The organism is Hyphomonas sp. L-53-1-40 (assembly GCF_000682775.1).
GTDB lineage: Bacteria > Pseudomonadota > Alphaproteobacteria > Caulobacterales > Hyphomonadaceae > Hyphomonas.
Genome location: NZ_AWFI01000002.1, coordinates 25,691 through 50,163, shown reverse-complemented (window position 1 = coordinate 50,163; position 24,473 = coordinate 25,691). Strand labels below are relative to the sequence as shown.

Below are 24,473 nucleotides of genomic sequence, written 5' to 3'. Positions count from 1 at the left end.
ATCATCAACCTGGCTTGCAGATGGGGCGGTCGCCCTCACGGATGAATGTGATGATCTCCATGGCCAGCGGATTCTCCGCATAATCCTGCGACGCCTGTTCCAGCCGATCCTTGAACAAGCCATCTCCAAGAAAGATGGCTTTGTAAGCGGCGCGAATGTCCCGGATATCTGCTTTCGAGAAGCCTCGGCGCTTGAGACCGACCATGTTCAGGCCCGACAGTTTGGCGTGATTGCCGACGACCGATCCAAACGGAATTACATCTTCCACAACAATCGCTCCCCCGCCGATGAAAGCATTCCTTCCGATGCGAGAGAATTGGTGAACGGCGGCTAGACCGCCGAACCACACATTGTCTCCGACTGTGATATGGCCAGCCAGAGAAACATTATTTGCCATGACGACATTATTACCAATGTGGTTGTCATGGGCGATGTGCGCCCCGATCATGACAAAGCAATTGTTCCCGATCGTTGTAAGGCCGCCAAATTTGGGCATGCCGGAATGGGCGGTTGAATACTCACGAAAGACGCAGTTCTCACCGACAACCAGTCGAGAGTCCGGTGTCGACTCAAACCCTATAACTTGAGGCACACCACCCAATACCGCATGCGGGTGCAGGACACACCCCTCCCCCAGTTCTGTGTGACCGGTCACGACAGAATGCGTCATCAGGACGGAATTAGCCCCAATGCGTGCGTTTGGACCAATATGACAGAATGGCCCTACAACGACACCATCACCGAGAGCGGCTCCGTCCTCAATGTAGGCAGTGGGGTGAATTTGTGTGGACATGAGTTTCCAAAAGCTGCTGGGACGCGCTGACTAACCCTTTTTCTTCGGGTTTGCGTTCTTCTGCAACCACGCGATCTCGCGCATCCATTGGCGGAGAGGTTTGGCAGGTGTTCCGCCCCATGTTTCGCCGTCTTCGATATTTCTGAACAAACCCGAAGAGGCCGCCAGAGATACACCCTCGCCGACTTTCACATGATCCGCGATTCCAACGCGTCCACCAAGCATTGTGCCATCACCGATCTGAACCGATCCTGAAATACCACCGAATGCCGCCATGAGAACCGAGCGACCAAGCACCACATTGTGAGCGATCTGGCACAGATTATCGATCCGTGTTCGTTCCCCGAGAATTGTGTCGTCAAAGGCCCCCCGATCGACACAGGAATTGGCCCCTATGGTGACATGATCCTGCAGGATGACGCGGCCATAATGTGGAGCATCCTCCGCCCCGCTGGGACCGGGCATGACGCCGAACCCTGCCTCGCCTATACGGGCACCGGACAGTAGTCTCACATGATCCCCTATAAGCGCGCAGAATACGGTCGCGGCCGGGCCGATAACGCAATTGCGGCCAATCTGGACGCCTGGACCAATAACAGCATTCGCCCCGATGAATGTGCCGGCACCGATCACGGCGCCAGGTGCGATGGCAGCACCCGGTGCGATCCAGACGCTCTCGTCTATCGTGGCATCGGGCGAAATGGCAGACTCACCATGCCAATCCAAATGACGTGGACGAAACAGTTTTACCGCAGCTGTTCCGTGAACATGGCGGGGAAACTTTGAAACGATATAGGGGATGCCGTCGGGAATGCGGGCCACATTGGCATCATTTACGACAAGGGCTGAGATGTCGGGATTGATCTCGATAGCAGACTTTCCGTCTCCATCGAGAAATCCAAGGTCTCCCCGGCGGCCGTTCGCAGCCGAGGAGATACCTGTCAGTTCCAGATCTTCATCTCCGAAGAGACCGGATCCGGTCTGTTTGGCCAGTTCGCCAAGAGAAAGAGATCCCAATGGCGCGAAAAATCGAACGTCTACTGGCACGAATGTCTCAATTTACTGCGCTGGCTGGTCAGGAATGCGCTTGCGGACGACCGAAAGTGTAGGCGTCGTAGCGTCCAACTTGCTGATGACCAGTGCGGAGACATCAACAGAATCCACGCCATAGATCAGAGCGCTCTTGGACAGCACGATCTGGGCATTTTTTTCACTCACGACCTGCAGGAGAACCGGCTCAAGCGCCTTGTTGAAATCGATAAGAGCCTGACGCTCGGTCAGCTGAAACTCACTGGCAGCTTTTTGGCGCGCCTTGCCGAAATCACCGGCCTTCTTGTCGTACGCGTTGAGGCGGGCAACCATTGCTGCGTCGCCGGCAATCTGCTCGCGTGTCTTACCTTGCAGTTCAGTATTCAGCGCCTTGCCTTCAGCCTCAAGCGACGTCTTGGTTGGCGTCAACTCGGTATTGATCTGAGATTCGATGCTTTGAAGCTTGGCCTGAATGTCTTTGCCAGCTTTGCTGTCGCGCAGGATTTTTGCCTCATCGATCGTAATGACCGTGGTGCCCTGAGCGAAAGATTCCGGCGCAACCAAGGCAATTGCGGCGAGTGACGCCACCATGGCGAAAATGAAGTTCTTGAGTCGGGACATTCTAGTCTCCTGTCTTTCAGCTTGAAATTAGAATCTTGTTGAGGTCGAGAACCGGAACGTTTCCGTCCGGTCATAGTCTTCCCGTTTGAGAATTTGAGAGAAATCGAACCGAATGGGACCAAACGGAGAGTCCCAGAAAACACTTAGACCGGCCGACGCCCGCATGGATGCAGCCGTCTTGGTCAGCCGGACTGCTGGCAGGCCGGTTGATTGATCGGTGAAGTAGATTGTGGGACCGACGTCTGGTCCACGAAGAGAGCCCAGGGCACCCGCCTCTGCGAACAGCGCGCTCTTGATACCGTATTCTTCAGGCAGGAAGCTCGGCAGGCTGAGTTCGAATGTGCTTTGATAATAGACATTCCCGCCTTGCGAATTGAGGCGGCGAGTCTGAACAACTTCCCCAGTTTCAGGATCGACTACGCGGACAATCTCTCGCGGGCCGATGCCTGCGACGTCAAACCCGCGGAACGTGCTGCCACCCCGGAAGAAACGGTTGTTGATCCTCACGCCCTGGCCGTCTTCCAATGGGAAAACATACCCTCCGGAAACACGAAGGCTCGCAATTACATCGCGCCAGATGCCACGATACATGGTCGCGGTAGACTCAGTCCGTAAATACTTCACATCACCGCCAATACCGGCAAGGTCCTGGCTGAATCGGAAATCAAAGCCGCGCGACGGCCTTATCGGATCGTTAGTGCGGTCCCAGTAGAAATTGTATCCGAGGATCGAGGACAGATCGCTGCGTTCTGCCCGACAGATGGGATCTCTCAAGACGTAATCGCGCGAACATTGGTCAACAACGCGTTGGCCCGCACCGGCATCGCCTGGTTCGACGAGCCGATAGGTGTCGTCTGTGAGATCTTCTGGGGTGTCGGCCCCTGTGATCTGGACGCGGTCGGTAACGAAGAATCCGTCTTCGTCGATGATGTAATTACGATCGAGAACGTTCACTTCATCGGTTTGCAATCTGTAGCTAAGGCCCAGCTGCATGCGTTCCGTAAGAGGGAAACCGAGGCGTACGCCCGCACCAATCGTATCGCTGGTGAAGCCGGAATAATCTTCATAGTCCTGGCGAGTAGCGTAGGCGTCAATACCGCCGGAAAGATTGCGATCAAACAGTCTTGGCTCAGTGAACCGGAAATCCAGAATTTGCTGACGGCTCGAAGCGGACACGCGAGCAACAACCGACTGACCGCGCCCCCTTAGATTGCGCTGTGACGCGCTGACGTCGAGCAGATAGGCATCCACGGATGAAAAGCCGGCCGCGAAGGACAGTTCGCCGGTTGGTTGTTCCTCGACCTTGATATCCACAATGGTCCGGTCCGGATCTTCCGACGGGGTCTCAACCACTTCGACATTCTTGAAGTAACCCAGAGCTCGGACGCGGTTCTTGGAACGATCAAGAAGGATGCGGTTGAACGCATCGCCTTCTGAAATTCGGAGTTCCCGACGAATGACCCGATCAAGTGTCTGCGTGTTACCGACAATATTGATCCGATCGATGTAAACCCGAGGACCTTCATCCACAGCGAAGGTGACATCAATCAGACCCGTCTCGGGATTCACGTCCAACTGTGGACGAACATCAACAAAGGCGTAACCAGCAATACCCGCTGCGTAAGTCAGCGAGTCGATCGTGTCTTCAATCGAGTCGCCGCGGAAGAGCGTGTCGGATTGAATTGGTACAGCACGTTTCAGTGCCTCAGCATTGAGCTTTTCAAGCGCCGTCTCGACTTTAACTTCGCCGAAATAATATTGGCGTCCCTCATCCACCGTCATGGTGATGTAGAAGTCTTTCTGATCCGGCGTCAGTTCAGCCACAGCGGATGTCACGCGAAAATCGTAATAGCCGTTATTCTGATAGAACTGACGCAAGAGGTCGCGGTCGTATTCCAGACGGCCCGGATCGTAATTGTCATTCGAGCTGAAGAAACGCCACAGGCGCGATTGACGCGTGACGATCTCGCTGCGAAGGCGCGAGTCCGAGTAAGCTTGGTTGCCAAGAAAGTTGATCGACCGCACGCCGGTGACTGGCCCTTCGGTGATCTCAAAAATCAGGTCAACCCGGTTTTGTTCAAGCGGTTTGTATTGCGGTTCGACTTTGGCGGCAAATCGACCGGACTGGCGATAGAGTTCGAGGATACGCTGAACATCAGATTGGACACGGGCAGCGGTAAAGATGCCGCGAGGTGCGGCCTGGATATCTTCTTTGAGCTTGTCGTCATCCAGCGCGCTGTTTCCTTCGAATACCACGCGGTTGATGATCGGGTTCTCAACCACACGCACGACCAGATTGTCGTCCACACGGTCAATGGAAACGTCCGCAAACAGGTTGGTGGCAAACAGTGTCTTCAGGGATAGGTCAATGCGGTCAGGATCAAAGGAATCACCAGGCTCTACAAGCAGGTAGGATTGAACCGTACGCGCCTCGATACGCTGATTGCCCTCGACAATGACGGAGCGGATGGTGCCGCCATAGCGACTATCTTCCTGTGCATCAGCAGTGCCCATGGGAACAAGCGCTGTGTTCACAGCCAGAACGCTGCTCGCCATCATGGTTGCTGCAAGAAACTTACGCATCGTCGACACACTCTCTGGTTAATTTCGGCAGGCGGATCAGCCGCCTCTTGCTCCGAACAAGCCGGTCTCGATGATATCACCCCAAGTGATCACCACGACCATTCCCAATAACAGGATCAACCCGAATGTCAGGGCCACCTCCTGCACTTTTTGCGGCATTTCCCTGCCCGCAATGGCTTCATATGCATTAAATACAAGGTGTCCGCCATCCAATACCGGCAGCGGAAGAAGGTTGAAAAAGCCGACTCCTACTGAGATCGCGGCGCAAATGCTTGCCAGCATCCAGAACAGACGTTCGAGCTTCTGACCGGTCGTCGCCTGCTCCTGTTCCCAAACCTTGTTAACCACGCGGCGGGAAATATCTCCGATTCCCACAGGCCCCGTCATGGCGTGCATCGACATTTTTCCGGTAACGATTCGCGTAAGCATCGTCACCGTCCGATCGATCGTCGCGCCGGTTTCGATAACGCCCTGCCCCAAGGCCTCTACTGGATTGTAGTTGATGTGTTCTCCATAAGAGATCGGAGCGATACTCACGCCAATCGTCGCTTGGGGGACCTGCTGCCCAAAATCGTTTTCACGGACAATTTCATCAGGGGTAACGATCAAGGCTTTCTCGGAATCGCCGCGCTGAACAACGAAATCGATTGGTTCATTCGGGTTCAGGATGATCGCCATCAAGACTTCGGACGTATCGCTAACCGACTTGCCATTCACTGACATGACAACGTCGCCGGATTCCATTCCAGCTTCAGCCGCCGCGCCATCTGGCACGACTGCGGCGATGCCAACCTTCATGACCGGACGACCGTGAACGCCCAGTATCAGAGCAAATATAAGGGTTGAAAGGATGAAGTTGGCAAATGGTCCTGCGAGACTGACGAGCGACCGTTGCCCGACCCCGAGCTCGGGATAGGCCCTGCCAATCGGACCCTGCTCGATCTTGCCGACATCACCCGCCATCTGGCTTTCACCCACAAATTTCACAAAGCCACCGAGCGGGATCCAGTTTATGCGCCAGCGGGTGCCATGCTTGTCAGTGCGTTCAAATATCGGCTTTCCAAATCCCACCGAGAAAGACTCCACGGCGGCACCAAACCAGCGCCCCACGATGTAGTGGCCATACTCGTGGACGATAACCACGATGCCCATCATGAAAATCAGGCAAAATAGAAACAAGGGTCCTTGGCTGAGAAAATCACCCAAAACGTTATCCTCCCGTACGACGCTGGGTCTTCTCTAGTACATCGCGCGCCATTTCTCGACTGAAACGGTCCAGCAAGGCAATCTCCTCCAGAGTATCGCAGGCGATTCCGTGCATATTTCCCGAAAAATAGCGATTCAACGTCTCTTCCACGATCCAGCTTATGTCCAGAAACCCGCAATGGCCCGCAATAAATGCAGAAACAGCCGATTCATTAGCGCAATTTAATACGGTCGTTGCCTGAACACCGTGTGCATATGCCTGACGCGCCAGCCGAATGGCCGGGAAGCGCGTTTCATCAACATTTTCAAAGTCCAGCCGCCCCAAGGTGGCGAGGTCCAGGCGGTCCACGACGGTTGGAACCCTGTCCGGCCAGCCCAGCGCGTAGGAGATCGGCGTTTTCATGTCTGGCGCACCAAGCTGCGCGATGACTGAGCCATCGGTAAAGTGCGCCATGCCGTGAATGATCGATTGAGGATGGACGATCACATCCAAGCGCTCCCCTTCGACATCGAAAAGAAATCCCGCCTCGATGAACTCAAGCGCTTTGTTCATGAGGGTCGCACTGTCGATGGAGTTCTTGACGCCCATGCTCCAGTTCGGGTGGGCGGCCGCTTGCTTGGGGCTCGCCATGCGCATCTGATCCAGAGACGACGTGAGGAACGGCCCGCCGGACGCGGTGATTGTCAATTTTTCCAGAGAGCGACCATCGCCAAGACATTGAAAAATGGCTGAATGCTCAGAATCGACTGGCAGTATCGAGACGCCCCTGCGTCGCGCCTCGCTTAGAATGAGCTTGCCACCGCACACAATGCTTTCCTTGTTTGCGATCGCGACATCATTTCCCGCACGTATGGCGGATATCGTGGATTTGAGGCCAGCTGCCCCAACAATCGCCGCCAACATGCGCTCCACCGGGCGCGCTGCTGCTTCTGCGATCGCGGTCTCGCCTGCCGCTGCTTCGATATCGCTTCCAGCCAGCAGAGTTTTCAGGGTCGGCAGCTGGGACTCATCAGAAATCACCGCGATTTCAGCATTGAACGCGATAGCTTGCGCAGCGAGACCTTCTGCATCCGAGCCGGCCGCAAGCGCTACGATCTGAAATGTCTGCTCTGCATTGGCGTTGGCGTGACGGACGACATCCAACGCAGACTTTCCGATTGATCCCGTTGATCCCATGATGCTGATACGGCGGGTGGCCATCAGGACAGACCCAGTGCGGTCGAGAGTGACGGAAAGCTCCACAACAGAAGTGAACCAACGATTCCGACGGCGCCGAGGCCATCGACCCTGTCAAGAACACCCCCATGCCCGGGGAGCAGGTTGCTCGAGTCCTTCACCTTGAACCGGCGCTTGAGGCCACTTTCAAGAAGATCTCCGAGCTGTGCGGTAAATGACAGGCTGGCGCCCAAAACCACCCACAAGATCAGACTGGAGTTCTGCAAATCGGCCGCAGCAATACCGCACACAGCCGTGAATAGGAGCGCGCCCGTTGCTCCGCTCCAGGTCTTGTTCGGACTTTCCTGAGGCAACAGGCGCGGCCCACCCAAACCCCGCCCGACAAAATACGCCGCAGCGTCAGATGCCCAGACGAAGGACATGAAATACAATGCAACAGTGCGGCCATCCCAGGGTCCTTCGCGCAAGAACCAGAGACCAGCCGCCATCGCGGTAACATAGAACCAGCCAAGCATAGCAGCGGATCGTATCCGCAAACCGCCCGCATTGGACGCAAACGAAAGCGCCAACCCGAAACAACCCAGGAAGACGTGAAGCCAGGGCAAATCCATAGGGAGGCTGAGGCAGAATAGTGCGGCGGCAAAGCTCAGAAGCCAGCCGCGAGGATGCCCGCTCATTCCAGCCCATTCCCAAGCCATGATACCGCCGAAAAGCGCACAAGCAGCCGCCAACCACCATCCGCCTGACCAAACGACGAACAACCCGGCAGGAATAAGGAGTGCTGCCGTCAGCAAGCGGAGTCCAAGCTGGGAAAAGCGGCTTTCGGGCGGGGTCCAGTCGCCCATTATGCGCTCCCCTTCGAAACAGCGCCAAAGCGGCGCTCCCTTTCGCTATAGATCGCAACCGCCTTCTCCAGAAAGGAACGATCGAAGTCTGGCCATAACACGTCGAAGAACACGAGTTCGCTATAAGCGGCTTGCCACAACAGGAAGTTGCTCAAGCGGTATTCCCCACTCGTTCGGATGAGAAGATCTGGATCCGGCATATCGACCGTATCGAGATAGGAAGCGAAGACGTCTTCAGTCACATTCTCAGACGCCAGCTTGCCGCTCTCGACATCCGCCGCCAGCCTGCGCGACGCGCGCGCAATCTCCTCGCGCCCCCCATAGTTGAACGCGATGTTCAAATAGAAATCAGCATTGTCCGCAGTTTCACGTTCCGCCCTCTCGACCAAGCCAGCTATGTCATCCGGAAGACCCTGGCGCCTGCCGATAACCCTTATCTTCACGCCTTCCTTCTTGAGCCTTCCGAGATCTTTCTTGATGAAAGTTTTCAGGAGCCCAAACAGGGCGTTGACCTCGGATGCGGGCCGACGCCAATTCTCAGTCGAAAAGGAATAAACTGTCAGGTATCGAACACCAATCTGGCCAGCCGCCTCAACAGTGCGGCGAAGTGCTTCGACTCCTCGCTCATGCCCTGCGGCCCGTGGCAATCCACGAGCGTTCGCCCACCGACCATTCCCATCCATGATGATGGCAATGTGAGCGGGTACGCGAGATGCGCCCGCATGCGAGTCGGACGGCGCAGAGGCGTCGTCGGTCGACATCAGACCTGCATTATCTCCGCTTCTTTGGCTTTCAGCGCGTCGTCAACTTTGCTGACATAGAGGTCTGTCAACTTCTGGACTTCATCAGACAGCGCACGGTGGCGATCTTCGCTGATATCACCATCCTTTTCCATCTTCTTGAGCGTGTCCATGCCATCCCGGCGAATGTTGCGCACGGATACCCGCGCTGCTTCCGCATATTTGCCAGCGACTTTCTGGAGTTCGACACGGCGTTCTTCATTGAGCGGCGGGATCGGAATGCGCAAATTCTGGCCGTCCGTAACAGGGTTCAGGCCCAAGCCGGAATCCCGGATCGCCCGCTCAGTCGCACCAACGACAGTCTTGTCCCAAACATTGACCGACAACATGCGGTTGTCAGACACGGTGACCGACGCGACCTGGTTCAACGGCACCGTTGAACCATAGGCTGGGACCATGACCGCATCTAGCAGGTTCACCGAGGCCCGGCCCGTCCGCAGACCGCTGAATTCAGTGGAGAGAGACGCCAGGGCGCCTTCCATCCGGCGCTCAAGATCCTTCTTGTCATAGCTCATGACACTTACGCTCCATGATTGTTGATTGTTGTCGATGTGCCCTTCCCATGAAGGACTTTGAGGAGAGACCCCTCTTCCTTAAGCGAGAAGACCACGATCGGGATGTTGTTGTCGCGCATAAGACTCACCGCAGAGGGGTCCATCACGCGCAAATCCTTGGCCAGCAACTCCTGATAGCCAACCTCGTCGTAGCGCGTCGCATTTGCGTCGATCTTGGGGTCTGCTGTGTAGACGCCGTCGACTTGCGTCCCCTTGAGCAGGGCATCGCAGTTCATTTCGATCGCCCGCAGCGCAGCCCCGGTATCTGTCGTGAAGAATGGGTTTCCAATGCCGGCCGCAAAGATCACAACGCGGCCTTTTTCCATATGTCGTTGGGCCCGTCGGCGAATATAGGGCTCGCAAATCGACTCCATGCGGATTGCGGATTGCACGCGCGTCGGGACGCCAATGCTCTCAAGCACGCTTTGCATGGCAAGAGCATTCATGATCGTGGCCAGCATGCCCATGGAGTCGGCCTGCGCACGCTCCATACCCTTGGCCGCGCCTGCGACGCCGCGGAATATGTTGCCGCCACCAATGACGAGGCAGACTTCCGCGCCCGTGTCTTGAGCTTGCTTGATTGCATGTGCGAACTTCTCGCACGTCGGAATATCAATTCCGAATTGTCCGGGGCCCATCAGCGCCTCTCCGGAGAGCTTCAACAACACCCGTTTGTATTTCAAGGGGCTGGAGTCTGACTCTTCGGTCTGCATGGGCGGTGTCTCCGGTATTATCGGCCTTACAGGCTCCTAAAAGATTCCCGGCCGCCTGTCATGGGCGACCGGGATGTTCAAAGCCCTTTGCGGGCCGAAAGGCAAGCGTGATCAGCTGCCTTTTGTCATGGATGCAACTTCGTCGGCGAAGTTGTCTTCTTCTTTCTCGATGCCTTCGCCCAGCTTGAAGTGCACGAAGCCCTTCAGCGTTGCGCCCTGCTCCTCAAGGAACTTGCCCACTGTCTGGTCAGGGTTCATCACGAATGGCTGCTCTACAAGAACAACTTCCTTGTAGAATTTCTGCATCCGGCCAACGATCATCTTCTCGATGACATTGTCAGGCTTGCCACTTTCGCGAGCCTGCTCAGTGAGCACGCGCTTTTCAGCCTCAACAATCTCTGGATCCAGCTCATCAGTGGTGGCTGAAGCAGGCGACGTTGCCGCGATATGCATCGCAACCTTGCGGCCGATTTCTTCCAGATCGCCAGAACCGTCGAGGGCGACAAGCACGCCGACTTTGCCCATGCCTGCCGTTTCAGCATTGTGGATATACGAAGCCACCTTGCCGTCAGCCGTCAGCTTCGCACTGCGACGCAGGGTCATATTCTCGCCAACGGTCGCAATCAGACGTTTGATCAGGTCATCAACAGAGCCTTCGCCATCCGGCGCTGGAGCCGCAGACAACCCTTCGACGGATCCGTCCGTTTCGAGGGCAGCTTTGGTGATCCCGGCCAGCGCCGCCTGGAATTTTTCGTTCCGGGCGACAAAGTCGGTTTCAGCGTTCAATTCCACAATTGCGCCGGTCTTGCCGTCGTCCGAGACTTGGACTGAAACGAGACCATCAGCGGCGGTGCGTCCAGATTTCTTGGCTGCTTTCGAGAGGCCTTTCGCGCGCAGCCAATCGGTGGCCGCGGCTTCATCGCCATTGTTTTCGACGAGCGCCTTTTTGGCATCCATCATGCCTGCGCCAGTCTTCTCGCGCAGTGCTTTAACAAGCGCAGCGGTAATCTCAGCCATTGCTGTATTCCTTCAGTTTGGTCTTCAGGTCAGACGCCTGTTCCTAGGCGCCTGTTGTATCTTCGGCGGTTTCGCCCTCTGCGGCCACAGCCACGTCAGCTTCGGCCATGGCGTCGATATCTTCCATCTCACCAAGGTCAACACCCAGGCCAGCCGTCGACTCTGCCAGACCGTCCAGTACGGCATCCGCGAACAGGTTGCAGTAAAGGGAAATGGCGCGCGCAGCATCGTCATTACCAGGGAAGCCATAATCGGCGTCAGCCGGGTCACAATTTGTATCAAGCACGGCGACGACCGGAATTCCCAGCTTGCGAGCTTCCTGGACAGCAATCGCTTCCTTGTTCGTATCGATCACGATCATAGCAGCCGGCAGGCCGCCCATGTCTGCGATACCGCCAAGAGAGAGCTGAAGCTTGTCACGGCGACGCTCAAGGTCGAGCAATTCTTTCTTGGTGAGGCCTTGGCCGCTGTCGCCGCTTTCAAACATCGCGTTCAGCTCTTTGAGCTGCTTGATGGAATTGGAAACAGTGGACCAGTTGGTCAGCGTGCCGCCGAGCCAGCGATGGTTCATGTAATACTGAGCGCAACGGCCAGCAGCTTCGGCAATCGGCTCCTGGGCCTGACGCTTGGTGCCCACGAACAGGACCCGACCACCTTTTGCGACCGTGTCGCGCACAAAGACCAGGGCCTGGTGCAGCGAAGGGACAGTCTGGGACAGGTCCATGATGTGGATTCCCGAACGATCACCGTAGATATACGGCTTCATGCGAGGATTCCAGCGGTGGGTTTGGTGACCGAAGTGAACGCCAGCTTCGAGCAGCTGACGCATGTTGAAGTCAGGTAGGGCCATAGATTTTCTCCATCCGGTTGGCCGTCACGAGTGGAACGTTGGACCCCTATGGCCCGTCGCACCGGATGCACCCGTGAACTGGTTTCTGATGTGGCGGCTTATACAGAAAATGCCGATGCCTGCAAGAGTTCTGGCGCGGCTTTTGTCAGGCCGCTTTGAGGGGCTCGACGCGCTCCACGCCGGGCGCTTCTTTCAGGGCCCGCTGTGCACTCAGGCCAATCGTGTAAGTTGCCGGCAGCTTCATGGTGACAACTCGGCCGTCTTCCAGTGGCATTTCGATCAGGAGTTCGCCCTGTTCCAGGTCCTGAAGCTTTGCAAGATGGCCAACCACTCCCGCCAGATCGCCAACATATGCGCCAACAGCGAGCCGAATCTTGAGCGCCCCCATTGCCTTCGACAGTCTGGCTGCTTCAAGCTTTAATACCCGTTCAGCGTTCAGTTTGATTTCTTCGGCGTTTCGTTTCACCCCGACAGTAATCGCCACCGCATTGCCGACCTGCAGCAAATCGTAGTTTTGGGACAAGGTTTCGGGGAATACCATCATCTCGACTTCGCCAGATGGGTCGGAAAGCGTCAGGAACGCAAACTTGCCGCCATTGCGCGCAGGTTTATCGCTACGCGCGCGGACGACGCCGATCATCTCGAGCGGCTTGCCGTCTGAGGCACGATCCTGCACCTCCATGGCCAGGGTCACGCGTTCGCGGTCCAATCCCTCAAGCACGTCATCCAGGGGATGGCCAGAGAAGTAGAACCCGATCGACTTGAACTCCTGATCCAGCTTCTGTTGACCATTCCAGGCCTTGGTTTTCGGTAACACCGGCCTTAGTGCAGGTTCGGCCTCGGCAAATAGACCGCCCTGCCCGCCTTGTCGGTCCTGGGCTGCACTAACCGCCAAATTTGCCAGCAGCGGCGCTGACTCCAGCATTCTGGCGCGGTTCGGCTCCATGCCATCGAATGCACCGGCCTTGGAAAGCGATTCAAACGCTTTCTTGTTCACATGTTTCGGATCGACGCGTTCAGCAAAATCATAGAGATCAGCAAAGCGACCATCTCCGTCCCGTATCTCGACGACATGTTTCATGGCCTCAAGTCCGACGCCCTTCAGTGCGCCGAGCGCATATACGACCGCACCGTCACGCACATCGAAGTCTGCCGAAGAAGTGTTTACATCAGGAGCCAGAACCGGAATTTTTAGTCGCTTGGCTTCCTGGAAGAAGGCCGCGAGCTTGTCAGTGTTTCCGATATCAAGACTCATCGAAGCGGCGAGGAATTCGACCGGGAAATGCCGCTTCAGGTAGCCCGTATGGTAACCGATCAAAGCGTAGGCCGCAGCGTGGGATTTGTTGAAACCGTAGCCGGCGAACTTCTCCATCGTATCGAAGATGTCGTTGGCGAGTTTCTCTTCCATCCCCTTTTGTTCAGCCGCACCTTCGACGAACCGCTTCCGCTGGGCGATCATCTCCTCGACTTTCTTCTTACCCATGGCACGACGAAGAAGGTCAGCTTCGCCAAGGGAGTAGCCAGCGATCTCCTGCGCCATTCGCATGACCTGCTCCTGGTAAACAGGCACTCCGTAAGTGGCCTCGAGGACAGGTTTCAGGTCCGGATGCTGATAGATGACTGAAGATGGGTCTTCCTTGCCCTGGACATAAACTGGAATGTTTTCCATCGGACCGGGCCGGTAGAGTGAGATGATGGCAATGACGTCCTCAAGATTGTGCGGACGCACCTTCTTGAGCGTATCCCGCATGCCGGCGCCTTCGAGCTGAAACACGCCCAGCGTCTCGCCGCTCGCCATGAGGTCGTATGTGGCCTGATCATCCAGGCTTTGCCATTCCGGCCCGACATCTCGCCCGTCCCGTCGGATCAGCTTGAGCGCCCGGTCGATCACCGTCAGGGTTTTCAGGCCGAGGAAGTCGAACTTCACCAGCCCCGCCATTTCAGCGTATTTCATGTTGAACTGGGTCGCTGGCAGGTCCGCTCGTGGATCGTTGTAGAGCGGCACAAGCTCGACCAGTGGTCGATCACCAATCACAACACCTGCGGCGTGCGTGCCCGCATTTCGGTACTTGCCTTCGAGCGACAGAGCGACTTCCAGCAGTTCCCCAACACGCTCGTCGGCGTCGATTTCATCCTGGAATTTCGGCTCGTCGTCGATCGCATCCTGCAGCTTGGGTGGATTGGCTGGATTGAATGGAATGAGTTTGGCAAGCCGGTCGACCTGACCATATGGCATCTGCATCACGCGGCCGACATCGCGGACGACGGCCTTGGCCTGCAATGTGCCGAACGTGATGATCATGGCGACGGAGTCGGCGCCATACTTGTCGCGCACATAGCGGATGACTTCTCCCCGACGTTCCTGACAGAAATCGATATCGAAATCCGGCATCGACACACGTTCGGGGTTCAGGAAGCGCTCGAAGAGCAGATCAAAGCGGAGCGGATCAAGGTCCGTGATCAGAAGCACCCAAGCGACGAGCGAGCCCGCACCGGAGCCCCGCCCCGGCCCCACCGGGATGTCATTGTCCTTGGCCCATTTGATGAAGTCGGAGACGATCAGGAAGTAGCCTGGAAACCCCATGCGCTCGATGATCGTCAGTTCGTAATCAAGCCGTTCAAAATAGGTATCCCGCTCCGCATACAGCTTGTCCGCCGCGCCAAGACGGTATTCCAGCCCCTCGAGGGCCTGCTTGCGGAGTTCTTCTGATTCCGAACGTCCTTCATTCGAAAAGTTCGGCAGGATGGGCTTGTGCGTCTCTGCCTTCACCGCGCAGCGCTGGGCGATTTCGAACGTGTTCGCAATGGCTTCGGGAATGTCAGCGAACAGTTCCCGCATTTCTTCAGCGGTTTTGAGATATTGGGATGCATCGACACGCTTGCGATCTTCCTGGCCCAGATACTGGCCATTCGAAATACACATCATTGCATCGTGTGCCTTGGCGTCCGACGGCTTCATGAACCGGGCATCATGCGTCGCTACCAGCGGCAAGCCGAGTACATAGGCGAGGTCAATCAATCCCTCCTCGCAGGCATACTCATCTTCGGTACCATGACGCGTGATCTCTACATAGCAGCGCCCCGGATAAGCTGAGGCAAGCGTGGAGAGTTCGGTTCGAGCATCCGCAATACGAGCTTTCAAAAGGTGGCGCGCGACTTCACCTTCTGCGCCGCCGGTCAGCAGGATCAGCCCGTCTGTTTTGTCCAGCAACAACTCCCGTGAAAGCTTTGGCACACCATCGGCTGCGTCCAAATAGGCTCGCGAAGACAACAGCATCAAGCGCTTGTAGCCGATCTCGTTCTGCGCATAGAGCGACACCCGGGTCGGTTCGCTCTTTGGCATACCGTCTGTAACATCGAAGCAGCATGCCATGATGGGCTGGATACCTGCATCCGTCAGCGTCAGCGAGATTTCCAGTGCGCCATAAAGATTGTTCCGGTCGGTAATCGCCACAGCAGGCATTCCCTGCTCGACACACCAAGCCTTCAGGCCCTTGGGCGTGATCATGCTTTCGAGCAAGGAATAGCTCGACCGGACGGCAAGATGGATGAAGGGCGACTCAGTCACGGGAAATCTCCTTTTCACAGGATACTGTGCCGCGCGCATTACCGCCAGACCAGAGGCCAAGCGCTACGTTCCACAACTTAGTCCGGCTGGTAGTCGACCAGTTTGCCGTCAGCCAAGGTCAGGACGCGATCCATGTGGCGGATCAGTGACAGATTGTGCGTCGCCACCAGCACAGCAGCGCCTTCATCGCGAACCATTTTTATCAGGGTCGCGAACACGCGCTCCGTCGTACCGGGGTCAAGGTTTCCTGTAGGCTCGTCGGCGATGACAAGACGCGGGTCGTTTGCCAGGGCGCGGGCAATTGCGACGCGTTGCTGCTCCCCACCCGACATTTGCGCGGGTTGGTGATGGCCGCGCTCATCAAGCCCCATTTCAGCCAACAAGTGTTCCGCCTTTTCGCGCGCAGCAGATTGTTTCGTGCCTGCGATCATCAGAGGCATCGCCACATTATCCGCTGCATTGAATTCCGGCAGCAAGTGATGGAACTGGTAGACGAAACCGATCTTGGCCCGACGTATCGCCGTGCGGCCCTTGTCGTCCAGGGCGAGGCAATCAATGCCATCCAGCATGACCTTGCCAGATTCTGGTCGCTCCAGCAGGCCTGCAGTGTGCAACAGGGTAGATTTTCCGGAACCAGATGGGCCGACCAGTCCGACCAACTCGCCTGCATTCAGCTGCAGATTGGTTCCGCCAAGAACGTGCAATTCGCCAGCGGCCGTCTTGTAGTACCGGTCAATATCGCGAAGTTCGAGAACGGGTTGGGCCATTATTCGAACCTCAACGCGCTGACCGGGTCCTGACGGGAAGCCCACCAGGCCGGAATGATGGAAACGAGCATGGACATGCCGAGCGCATACAGGCCGGTCTGCAGGACTTCGCCCCAATCGAGGATCGCAGGTAGACCCTCCAGGCCGTAGACTTCAGCATCGAAAACCTCGCCTGGCACAAACAGATTGATGAACGCCTCCACAGCGTCGATGTTCGTGACAACAAGAATGCCGATCGCCATGCCAAGCAGCGCGCCCAATGTACCAAGTATGGTTCCGACGAGCAGGAAGACACGGAGCACACCGCCGCGTCCAAGACCAATCGTTCTCAGAATGGCGATATCGCGTGTCTTGTTCTTCACCAGCATAACAACGCCGACGATGATGTTCAGTGTGGCAATACCCATGATCACCATGACGAGCATACGCACCATGGTCCGCTCAACCTGCAATGCGTTGAGGTAGCCCGCGCGCTGGCTTTTCCAGTCAAATACGTAAAGCGCATTGCCTGTAGCTGCCGCTATGGCCTCCATGGCCGCGGCTGTTTTGTTCGGATCATCCAGTCGGATATCCAGCATTTGGTAGCGATCCTTGGACTGAAACAGGATCTGCGCCTGCTCCATCGGCATAAAGATATAAAGCCGGTCGAGCTCAACGCTTCCCGTCTTGAAAACGTCTCCGACAGTGTAGGCCTTGCTGCGCGGCGTTGATCCGAGAGGTCCGGCATTGGTCTGCGATGTAATGATCTCTACCTTGTCGCCCGGCCGGACACCGAGGCCTTCCCGGCCAGCAGCCAGAAATGCCCCCATCATGACGACATTGCCGCCATTCTTGCCTTCGCCAAACCCGGATTCAATGGCCGCCGCCCCGCCATCCTTCAGGAAAGGCATAGTGGCGAGGTCTTCCTTGCGGATGGCCCGCACGGCCGCCCCCGTCTTGCGACCATTCGCCGTCACGAGCACATATTCTTCAATATACGGTGCGACACTGGACACACCATCAATCCGAGAGATCGTCTCCGCAATCTGTTCGGCTTCTTCCTCTGTATACGACGCAACAACGCCGTAGACATGTGGCTGACCGCCCAGCAAAGCATCCAGCAAGGTCGCCCTGAAACCGCTCATGATGGACATGGTGATGATCAGCGCAGCAACCGCAAAGAAGATGCCGACAAAGGAAATGATCGATATCAGGCTTGCACCGCCATGCTCCCGCTTGGCGCGCAAGTACCGCCAGGCGAGTGTGCGCTCCAGCTTCCCAAACGGCGCGGCCGCTGACGGAATATCACTCATTCGGGCCGCACCTTGCTGAGGGCATCCGCGAGCGGCATTTCTGATTTCTCACCCGTTTTGCGATTCTTGACTTCAACGACACCGTTTTTGATACCACGTGGTCCGATGACAATCTGCCATGGTAGACCAATCAGATCCATCCGCGCGAACTTGCCGCCAGCCCTGTCATCAGTCTCGTCATATAGCGTGTCTATTCCGGCAAGTTCGAGCGCCTGATAGGCTTGCTCACAAACCTTGTCACATTCCTCATCGCCGACCCGCATATTGACGATACCGACATGAAACGGCGCAACGCTTTCGGGCCAGACAATGCCATTCTCGTCATGGCAGGCTTCAATAATACCCCCGACAAGGCGCGAAACGCCGATCCCGTAGCTCCCCATCTCGACCGGCACCATTTGGCCGTCAGGTCCCTGGACAACTGCGTTCATGGGTTCGGAATACTTGGTGCCGAAATAGAAGATGTGGCCGACTTCAATACCGCGCGCAGAGACCTTTCGGTCTTCCGGCAGTTCAGCGAAGGCAGCTTCGTCATGCATCTCTTCGGTCGCGGCATAGTATTGCGTCCGCTTTTCGACTTCTGCTGTCAGGTCGGACGAAAAATCCAGGTCCAGACCCGGCGCGGGCATATCCAGCAGAGCCTTGTCGCAGAACACAGCGCTCTCGCCAGTTTCGGCGAGAATGATGAATTCATGGCTTAACTCGCCCCCAATCGGGCCCGTGTCTGCCCGCATGGGAACGCCGGTTAGGCCAAGGCGGGAGAATGTATTGAGATAGGCGCAGAACATCCGGTTGTAGGAGTGGCGCGCGTCTTCTGGGGTCAGATCAAAGGAATAGGCATCCTTCATCATGAACTCGCGACCGCGCATCACTCCGAAACGCGGGCGGATCTCGTCCCGGAATTTCCATTGCTGGTGATAGAGGTTCAGCGGAAGTTGCTTGTAGCTCTTCACATATGAACGGAACACATCCGTGACGAGCTCCTCATTGGTCGGCCCGTACAGCATGTCGCGGTCATGCCGGTCGGTAATGCGCAACATCTCCTTGCCATAGGCTTCATACCGACCGGACTCGCGCCAGAGATCGGCTTGCTGAAGCGTCGGCATCAACATTTCCACAGCGCCTGCGCGGTTCATCTCTTCGCGCACAATCTGTTCGATCTTCTTGAGGACACGAAGGCCAAGTGGCAGCCATGTGTAGATACCGGCGCCGTTCTGGCGGACCATGCCGGTGCGCAGCATCAATTGATGCGAGGCGATGGCCGCATCTGACGGGGCTTCTTTGGATACGGGCAGGAAATACTTCGACAGACGCATGGAATCTCCGTGATCGCGCGGTAAACGAAGGCCACCTAGCCGCAGCGCCCCCTATTGCGCAAGCAAACGTGGCACGATGATGGCTGTAAGACCTGTCAGAACAATCGCGCCGCCTGTGGCCCATAGCGCTTTTTTGGCAAGCATGGGGTTTTTCGGCGCCGCTTCTTCCGTTCCGTCAATCGTGGAATCGTCTTCCCACTGGCCCTTCACGCCGATCGGAAGAACGACGAAAAAGGACAGCCACCAGGCAATGGTGAAGACAACACCAGCGCCGAAAATGGTCATTAGTGGGCTTCCTTGGGAGTTTCCATCAGCTCGATCAGGACACCGTTCGAATTCTTCGGGTGGACAAAGACAATGGGAGTCCCATGGGCACCAATCCGGGGCTTCCCGAGGACTGTGGCGCCACGCTTGCCCATCTCTTCGACCGCCTGGTCGATGTCATCCACTTCAAAGCAGACATGATGCTGGCCGCCTTTCGGGTTCTTCGTGATGAAATTGGCGATAGGGGATTCGACGCTCAAAGGCTCGATGAGCTCAATCTGGCTATTCGGCAGATTGACGAAACAGACCTTTACGCCCTGTTCCGGCATGTCGAACGGCGTGGTGATATCTGTGGCCCCATAGAGTGTCCGATAGGTTTCGCAAGCGGCTTCAAGATCTGGCACTGCAACACCGACATGGTTCAACGGACCAATTTTAAACTCTGACACAGGTTTCAACTCCTCAGAACGATCACTTCTATTACGGGACGGTGACCAAATGTTTCAAGACAAGCTTTCCGCAAGGCGCGGCCGACGGTTCGCTCGACGGCATCATCGTCCATTCGGTCGCGTTTCTTCATGCGACCAATTGCATCCTCGGCAGCGATCTCAAGCGGCTCGATACTCTCATCAGCGAGGCGACCATCTGTCTCCGACAGGCCTTTTGCCAACACGATGGGGCCGTCAAGTATGTCTCCATCATCGTCCAGCGTCATGGACGCGAAGATGATTCCAGCCCAGGAAAGCTTCCGGCGTTCCTCAATTCCCTGCGCACCTTCCGGCACCAGCCGATCCCCATCCAGAAACAACCGACCGGCTGGAACGACGTCAACAATCTGGGCCTTTCCCGGTGCGATCCGGATCAGGCTGCCATTTTGCGGTGTTACAGCATGGGGAACCTGCAGGGATTTCGCGAAATTGGCATGTTCCATGATGTGCCGACGCTCGCCGTGCACGGGAATTGATACTTGCGGTCGCACCCATCCATACATGCGGCGCAGTTCGTCCCGGCAAGGGTGACCGGAGACATGTATCGGATATGGCACCATGCGCGGCGTGATCACCCTGACGCCCTGCTCTGCCAGTGCATTCTGAAGCGCAAAAATCCCCTTTTCATTGCCTGGGATCTGTCGGGACGAGAAGATCACTGTGTCGCCTTCATGGAGCGACACATTACGATGATCCCGCCGTGAGATTCTCGTCAATGCGGCCCGCGCTTCACCCTGACTTCCCGTACAGAGATACAGGATGTGTTCGGCGGGAATCTGGCTCGCTTCGGATTCGTCAATGAATTCCATATGCGGCGGCAATATGCCGACGGATTTTGCCGCGTCCGTAATGCGATGCATGCTGCGCCCGACCAGGCATACAGCCCGGCCCGCCGACTCGGCAGCTTCGACGATCGATTTCACGCGTGCCACATTCGATGCAAACGTGGTCACGGCCACAGCTTGTTTCTGCTCGGCGATCAGGTCTGTCAGCCCTTGCTTCACCGATTCTTCGGACCCGGACTCCCCTTCTTCGAAGACATTGGTCGAGTCACAGACCATGGCGAGAACGCCTTCATCCCCTAGGGCAGTCAGGCCTTTGACGTCCGTCGCAGATCCGATCTGGGGATCCGGATCGATCTTCCAGTCGCCGGTGTGCAGGATCGTGCCCAGCGGCGTCTTGATCGCCAAGGCGTTCGGCTCGGGAATTGAGTGAGTCAGCGTGACATAGGTAACCTCGAACGGCCCGGCCTGAACTGTTCCGCCCAGCGCAACCGGCTTGAGCCAGGACGGGTCCACGCCCCGCTCAACCATTTTCGAGCGCACGAGCTCTGCCGTGAATGGCGTCGCATAGATCGGGGCCTTTGTCTGCAGGCGAGGATACAACAGGCCGACTGCGCCGATATGGTCCTCATGCGCATGTGTCAGGAATACCGCGTCGATCTTTTCCCCGATTAGATATTCGGGATCCGCGCAGATCAGGTCGATCCCTGGTGTCTCAAGTGATCCGAACGTCACACCGAGGTCGGCAATGATCCAACGGCGGTCATGCGCCGGACCGTAGCCATAGGCATTGAGGTTCATGCCGATCTCATCGCAGCCCCCCAGGGGGAGGAAAACCAGCTCGTCCTCTATACCGTTCGTGTCTGCCATAGGTCTCAACTGTTCCGTTTGTAGATTTCGAGCAGGCCGCGAATGGTAATATCCTGATCGTAATAATCTATTGTCTCGCTGGCGCCTTCAAAGAGGGAGGCCACACCGCCGGTGGCAACCACTTTCATTGGCTTTCCATATTCGGCCTTGATCCGGGTTACGAGCCCATCAATGAGATCGATATACCCCCAGAACACACCTGACTGCATGGCGCTGATCGTATCCTGACCGATTACCTGGGCTGGTTTCTGGATCGCGATGCGTGGCAACTGCGCCGCCGCATCATGTAGCGCCCGCATGGACAGATTGATACCTGGAGAGATGATGCCGCCCTCAAAGCCGCCATCTTCCGCCACAACGTCAAACGTTGTTGCAGTCCCACTATCAATTACAATGAGATTGCCGGAATAGGTCATGTGCGCCCCAAGCGCACTCACAATCCGGTCGGCCCCAACCTGTTCGGGCCGGTGAATGCGGACTTCGACACCCGTTTTCAGGCTGGGATCCCCGATGAACAAGGGCTCGAGATTGAGGTAGCGACGTGCGAGATTGCGAAAATTGAACTGGGCCTGAGGTACTACGGTTGAAATCACGCACCCTTTGATGCGCTTCAACTCCATCCCGTACATGTCAGCCAACCGCCACAACCATGCGGCGTGGTCGTCGGCGGTCTTGGTGGCATCGGTTGCGCTGCGCCACTGATTGACCCACGTCTCGCCATCATGAATGCCGAACACCGTGTTCGTGTTGCCTACATCAATTGCCAGCAGCATCGCCTAGCTACTCCCTATCAGGCTGACATCACCAGCCCGTACTGTCTCCCGGCGTCCGTCGGGCAATCTAAGCACCAGCGACCCGTCTTCCGCCATATCTTCCAATACGCCTATCAGGGGATCGCCGTTTCGCGAAACCGAGATCGTCTGACCGAGCCCTTCAGCGACTTTCAGCCAGTCTTGCCGCAACGTTTCAAATCCTTGCCGCGCCTGGTCAAGACGACGCCCAAACGCACCACGAATCGCCGTCAGGACATCAGCCGGAGTCAGGACCGCGTCGCCCCTCAAGGAATGCAGTGATGTTGCCATTTGGCCGGCGCCCTCAGGTGCGGAAGCCACATTGATCCCAATGCCTGCGGCGACCCAGAACGCAGCGCCCTGCCCGCCGGTTTCGATCAGAATGCCGGAGATTTTGGCGCCATTTACGCGCGCATCGTTCGGCCATTTCAAACGGACGTGGGCGTCAGGCGCGAGCTGCGCAGCCACATCAGAAACAGCCAACGCCCCGGCGAAGGGAATACGGGAGGCTACTGGAATGCCGCCGGGCTCATGAAACAGCGCGGTGGAAAACAAGTTTCCAGACGGCGAAATCCACGGACGCTGCAAACGACCGCGCCCAGCGGTCTGAGCTTCTGCGACAAGCCAGCAATCGTCGAAATCGCCAGCCTTCGCCCGCCGCCTCGCTTCGGAATTGGTGCTGTCTATGACGCCAAGATGGTAGACGGGCCAGGTTAAGCTCAACCTGCAAGTCCCAGAGCCGCTGTGCCCGCCCATCCTGATAGTGCGCTTATGAAGAACAGGAACAGGATACCGGCAATCAGCGCTGCAAGCAGAACTGTAATCGTTACCGGGCCATCGACCGCTTCAAAACGCTCTGTTGGCTCGTCAAACCACATGATCTTGATCAGACGGAGATAATAGCCAAGCGATACGACCGACGCGAGCACGAGAATTATCACGACTGGCATCAGCCCAGCCTCAACCCCGGCGGACAATACTTCCCATTTTCCGAAGAACCCACCGAACGGTGGAAGGCCCGCCATCGAAAAGATCAGAATGGAAAGCGCGATCGCCAGCACGGGACGCTTTCGCATCAACCCACCAAGCTCGTTGATCCCTTCCACCATGCCGCCTTTGCGACGCATGGCGAGTACGCCCATGAACAGGCCAAGTGACGCAATCACGTACAGCGTCAGGAAGACCAGCAAAGGCCCCGCTCCCAATTCCGGACCCGCGGCAACAGCGACGAGCGCGTAGCCCATATTCGCAATCGATGAGTAGCCAAGCAAGCGCTTGATATTGGTTTGTGTCAGCGCGCCAAGTGACCCGACAATCATGGACAAACCGGCAATGATACAAATGATCAACTGCCACTGGTCGATCACGTCGCCAAACATGGTGAACATGACATTCGCAAAGACCACCATGCTCGCCATTTTGGGCGCAGAGGCGAAGAACGCAACGACCGGTGTCGGCGCGCCCTCATACACGTCCGGCGTCCAGATATGCATGGGCGCAGCAGAGACTTTGAAGGCGAGACCGACAATCATCAGGACCATGCCGAACATCATGCCGATCGATGGGTCCGCTGCAGCGATCACGGCATATTCTGTCGAACCGCTGAACCCGTAGACGAGTGATGCGCCATACAGCAGCATGCCAGATGCAAGCGCCCCCAAAACGAAGTACTTCAACCCAGCTTCGGACGCCTTGGCAGAATCCCGATGAAACGCAGCCAGGACATAGGAAGACAGACTAAGCGTTTCGACGCCCATATAGAGCGTCATCAAGTCAGCCGCCGACAGGATCATGCCCATGCCGAAGGAGGCGAGCAGGATCAGCAGGGAATATTCATACCGAATGGTACCATGCCGCTTCAGGAAACCCTCAGATGTGAGCAGCGCAAATCCCGCCAAGACATAGCTGACAAATTTTGCGAAGTTCACGAACGTGTTCGTACGAACGAGACCATTGAAGGCTTCGCCGCCTTCATAGTTCATCAGCGAAAACGCGGCGGCCGCAAAGAGGGCAAGAGCGCCGAACTTGATAGATACGCTGTTGAAACGATCCTTCAACGTGGCGCCCACAAGCACGCCAATCAAGGCAATCGCCACGAGCCAGAGCTCAGGCCCAACAGTCAGTATCATGGCAGTGAAATCAATCAC

22 protein-coding genes are annotated in these 24,473 nt (G+C 56.7%); all 22 read right to left on the bottom strand.

What is annotated here, in order from left to right; genetic code table 11:
• Nucleotides 1-4: 4 nt before the first annotated feature.
• The 22 genes from lpxA to nuoN all read right to left on the bottom strand — a co-directional run bounded on the left by lpxA (nt 5) and on the right by nuoN (nt 24,473).
• Nucleotides 5-793 carry an acyl-ACP--UDP-N-acetylglucosamine O-acyltransferase gene (lpxA, locus tag L53_RS04270; RefSeq protein ID WP_034812340.1) on the bottom strand — a complete coding sequence of 263 codons (789 nt, stop codon included), beginning with the start codon at nt 791-793 and terminating at the stop codon, nt 5-7.
• 30 nt (nt 794-823) lie between these two features.
• The gene (lpxD, locus tag L53_RS04265; protein ID WP_034812338.1) at nt 824-1,840 is read right to left on the bottom strand and encodes a UDP-3-O-(3-hydroxymyristoyl)glucosamine N-acyltransferase; all 1,017 of its coding nucleotides are present in this window, start codon (nt 1,838-1,840) and stop codon (nt 824-826) included.
• A gap of 12 nt (nt 1,841-1,852) precedes the next feature.
• A complete protein-coding gene (locus L53_RS04260) occupies nt 1,853-2,443 on the bottom strand; it encodes an OmpH family outer membrane protein (protein ID WP_034812336.1) in 591 nt (196 codons plus the stop codon).
• 27 nt (nt 2,444-2,470) lie between these two features.
• Nucleotides 2,471-5,026 carry an outer membrane protein assembly factor BamA gene (bamA, locus tag L53_RS04255; RefSeq protein WP_034812333.1) on the bottom strand — a complete coding sequence of 852 codons (2,556 nt, stop codon included), beginning with the start codon at nt 5,024-5,026 and terminating at the stop codon, nt 2,471-2,473.
• A gap of 36 nt (nt 5,027-5,062) precedes the next feature.
• Nucleotides 5,063-6,232, bottom strand: a complete 1,170-nt coding sequence (locus L53_RS04250) for an RIP metalloprotease (protein WP_051607578.1) — start codon at nt 6,230-6,232, stop codon at nt 5,063-5,065.
• A 4-nt stretch (nt 6,233-6,236) separates the two neighbouring features.
• The gene (gene dxr, locus L53_RS04245; protein ID WP_034812461.1) at nt 6,237-7,433 is read right to left on the bottom strand and encodes a 1-deoxy-D-xylulose-5-phosphate reductoisomerase; all 1,197 of its coding nucleotides are present in this window, start codon (nt 7,431-7,433) and stop codon (nt 6,237-6,239) included.
• Nucleotides 7,433-8,254 carry a phosphatidate cytidylyltransferase gene (locus L53_RS16215; RefSeq protein ID WP_051607577.1) on the bottom strand — a complete coding sequence of 274 codons (822 nt, stop codon included), beginning with the start codon at nt 8,252-8,254 and terminating at the stop codon, nt 7,433-7,435. Before L53_RS16215 ends, dxr begins: the two co-directional genes overlap by 1 nt.
• Nucleotides 8,254-9,015, bottom strand: coding sequence for an isoprenyl transferase (locus L53_RS04235; RefSeq protein WP_034812331.1), 762 nt, complete (start codon nt 9,013-9,015; stop codon nt 8,254-8,256). The genes L53_RS16215 and L53_RS04235 overlap by 1 nt, the downstream gene beginning before the upstream one ends.
• Nucleotides 9,015-9,569: a ribosome recycling factor gene (gene frr / locus L53_RS04230; protein ID WP_034812328.1), complete on the bottom strand. Its 555-nt coding sequence runs from the start codon at nt 9,567-9,569 to the stop codon at nt 9,015-9,017. The genes L53_RS04235 and frr overlap by 1 nt, the downstream gene beginning before the upstream one ends.
• 5 nt (nt 9,570-9,574) lie before the next feature.
• On the bottom strand, nt 9,575-10,321 hold the full coding sequence (gene pyrH, locus L53_RS04225) for a UMP kinase (protein WP_034812325.1): 747 nt from the start codon (nt 10,319-10,321) through the stop codon (nt 9,575-9,577).
• A 111-nt stretch (nt 10,322-10,432) separates the two neighbouring features.
• The gene (gene tsf, locus L53_RS04220; protein WP_034812322.1) at nt 10,433-11,338 is read right to left on the bottom strand and encodes a translation elongation factor Ts; all 906 of its coding nucleotides are present in this window, start codon (nt 11,336-11,338) and stop codon (nt 10,433-10,435) included.
• A gap of 43 nt (nt 11,339-11,381) precedes the next feature.
• Entirely contained in the window at nt 11,382-12,188 is an 807-nt protein-coding gene (gene rpsB, locus L53_RS04215; protein WP_034812319.1) for a 30S ribosomal protein S2, read from the bottom strand.
• Between the two features lie 145 nt (nt 12,189-12,333).
• Nucleotides 12,334-15,795, bottom strand: a complete 3,462-nt coding sequence (gene dnaE, locus L53_RS04210) for a DNA polymerase III subunit alpha (RefSeq protein WP_051607576.1) — start codon at nt 15,793-15,795, stop codon at nt 12,334-12,336.
• 38 nt (nt 15,796-15,833) lie between these two features.
• Nucleotides 15,834-16,523: an ABC transporter ATP-binding protein gene (locus L53_RS04205; RefSeq protein WP_034812313.1), complete on the bottom strand. Its 690-nt coding sequence runs from the start codon at nt 16,521-16,523 to the stop codon at nt 15,834-15,836.
• Nucleotides 16,523-17,815, bottom strand: a complete 1,293-nt coding sequence (locus tag L53_RS04200; RefSeq protein ID WP_034812310.1) for an ABC transporter permease — start codon at nt 17,813-17,815, stop codon at nt 16,523-16,525. Before L53_RS04200 ends, L53_RS04205 begins: the two co-directional genes overlap by 1 nt.
• Nucleotides 17,812-19,131, bottom strand: coding sequence for a proline--tRNA ligase (gene proS, locus L53_RS04195; protein ID WP_034812307.1), 1,320 nt, complete (start codon nt 19,129-19,131; stop codon nt 17,812-17,814). The genes L53_RS04200 and proS overlap by 4 nt, the downstream gene beginning before the upstream one ends.
• Before the next feature lie 51 nt (nt 19,132-19,182).
• Complete coding sequence (locus L53_RS04190; protein WP_034812304.1) at nt 19,183-19,416, bottom strand: DUF1467 family protein; 234 nt, start codon at nt 19,414-19,416, stop codon at nt 19,183-19,185.
• A complete protein-coding gene (gene mce / locus L53_RS04185; RefSeq protein WP_034812456.1) occupies nt 19,416-19,844 on the bottom strand; it encodes a methylmalonyl-CoA epimerase in 429 nt (142 codons plus the stop codon). Before mce ends, L53_RS04190 begins: the two co-directional genes overlap by 1 nt.
• A gap of 5 nt (nt 19,845-19,849) precedes the next feature.
• Nucleotides 19,850-21,535: a ribonuclease J gene (locus L53_RS04180; protein ID WP_034812303.1), complete on the bottom strand. Its 1,686-nt coding sequence runs from the start codon at nt 21,533-21,535 to the stop codon at nt 19,850-19,852.
• A gap of 5 nt (nt 21,536-21,540) precedes the next feature.
• A complete protein-coding gene (locus L53_RS04175) occupies nt 21,541-22,308 on the bottom strand; it encodes a type III pantothenate kinase (RefSeq protein ID WP_034812300.1) in 768 nt (255 codons plus the stop codon).
• Between the two features lie 3 nt (nt 22,309-22,311).
• The gene (locus L53_RS04170; RefSeq protein WP_034812297.1) at nt 22,312-23,049 is read right to left on the bottom strand and encodes a biotin--[acetyl-CoA-carboxylase] ligase; all 738 of its coding nucleotides are present in this window, start codon (nt 23,047-23,049) and stop codon (nt 22,312-22,314) included.
• The gene (nuoN, locus tag L53_RS04165) at nt 23,046-24,473 is read right to left on the bottom strand and encodes an NADH-quinone oxidoreductase subunit NuoN (RefSeq protein WP_051607575.1); all 1,428 of its coding nucleotides are present in this window, start codon (nt 24,471-24,473) and stop codon (nt 23,046-23,048) included. Before nuoN ends, L53_RS04170 begins: the two co-directional genes overlap by 4 nt.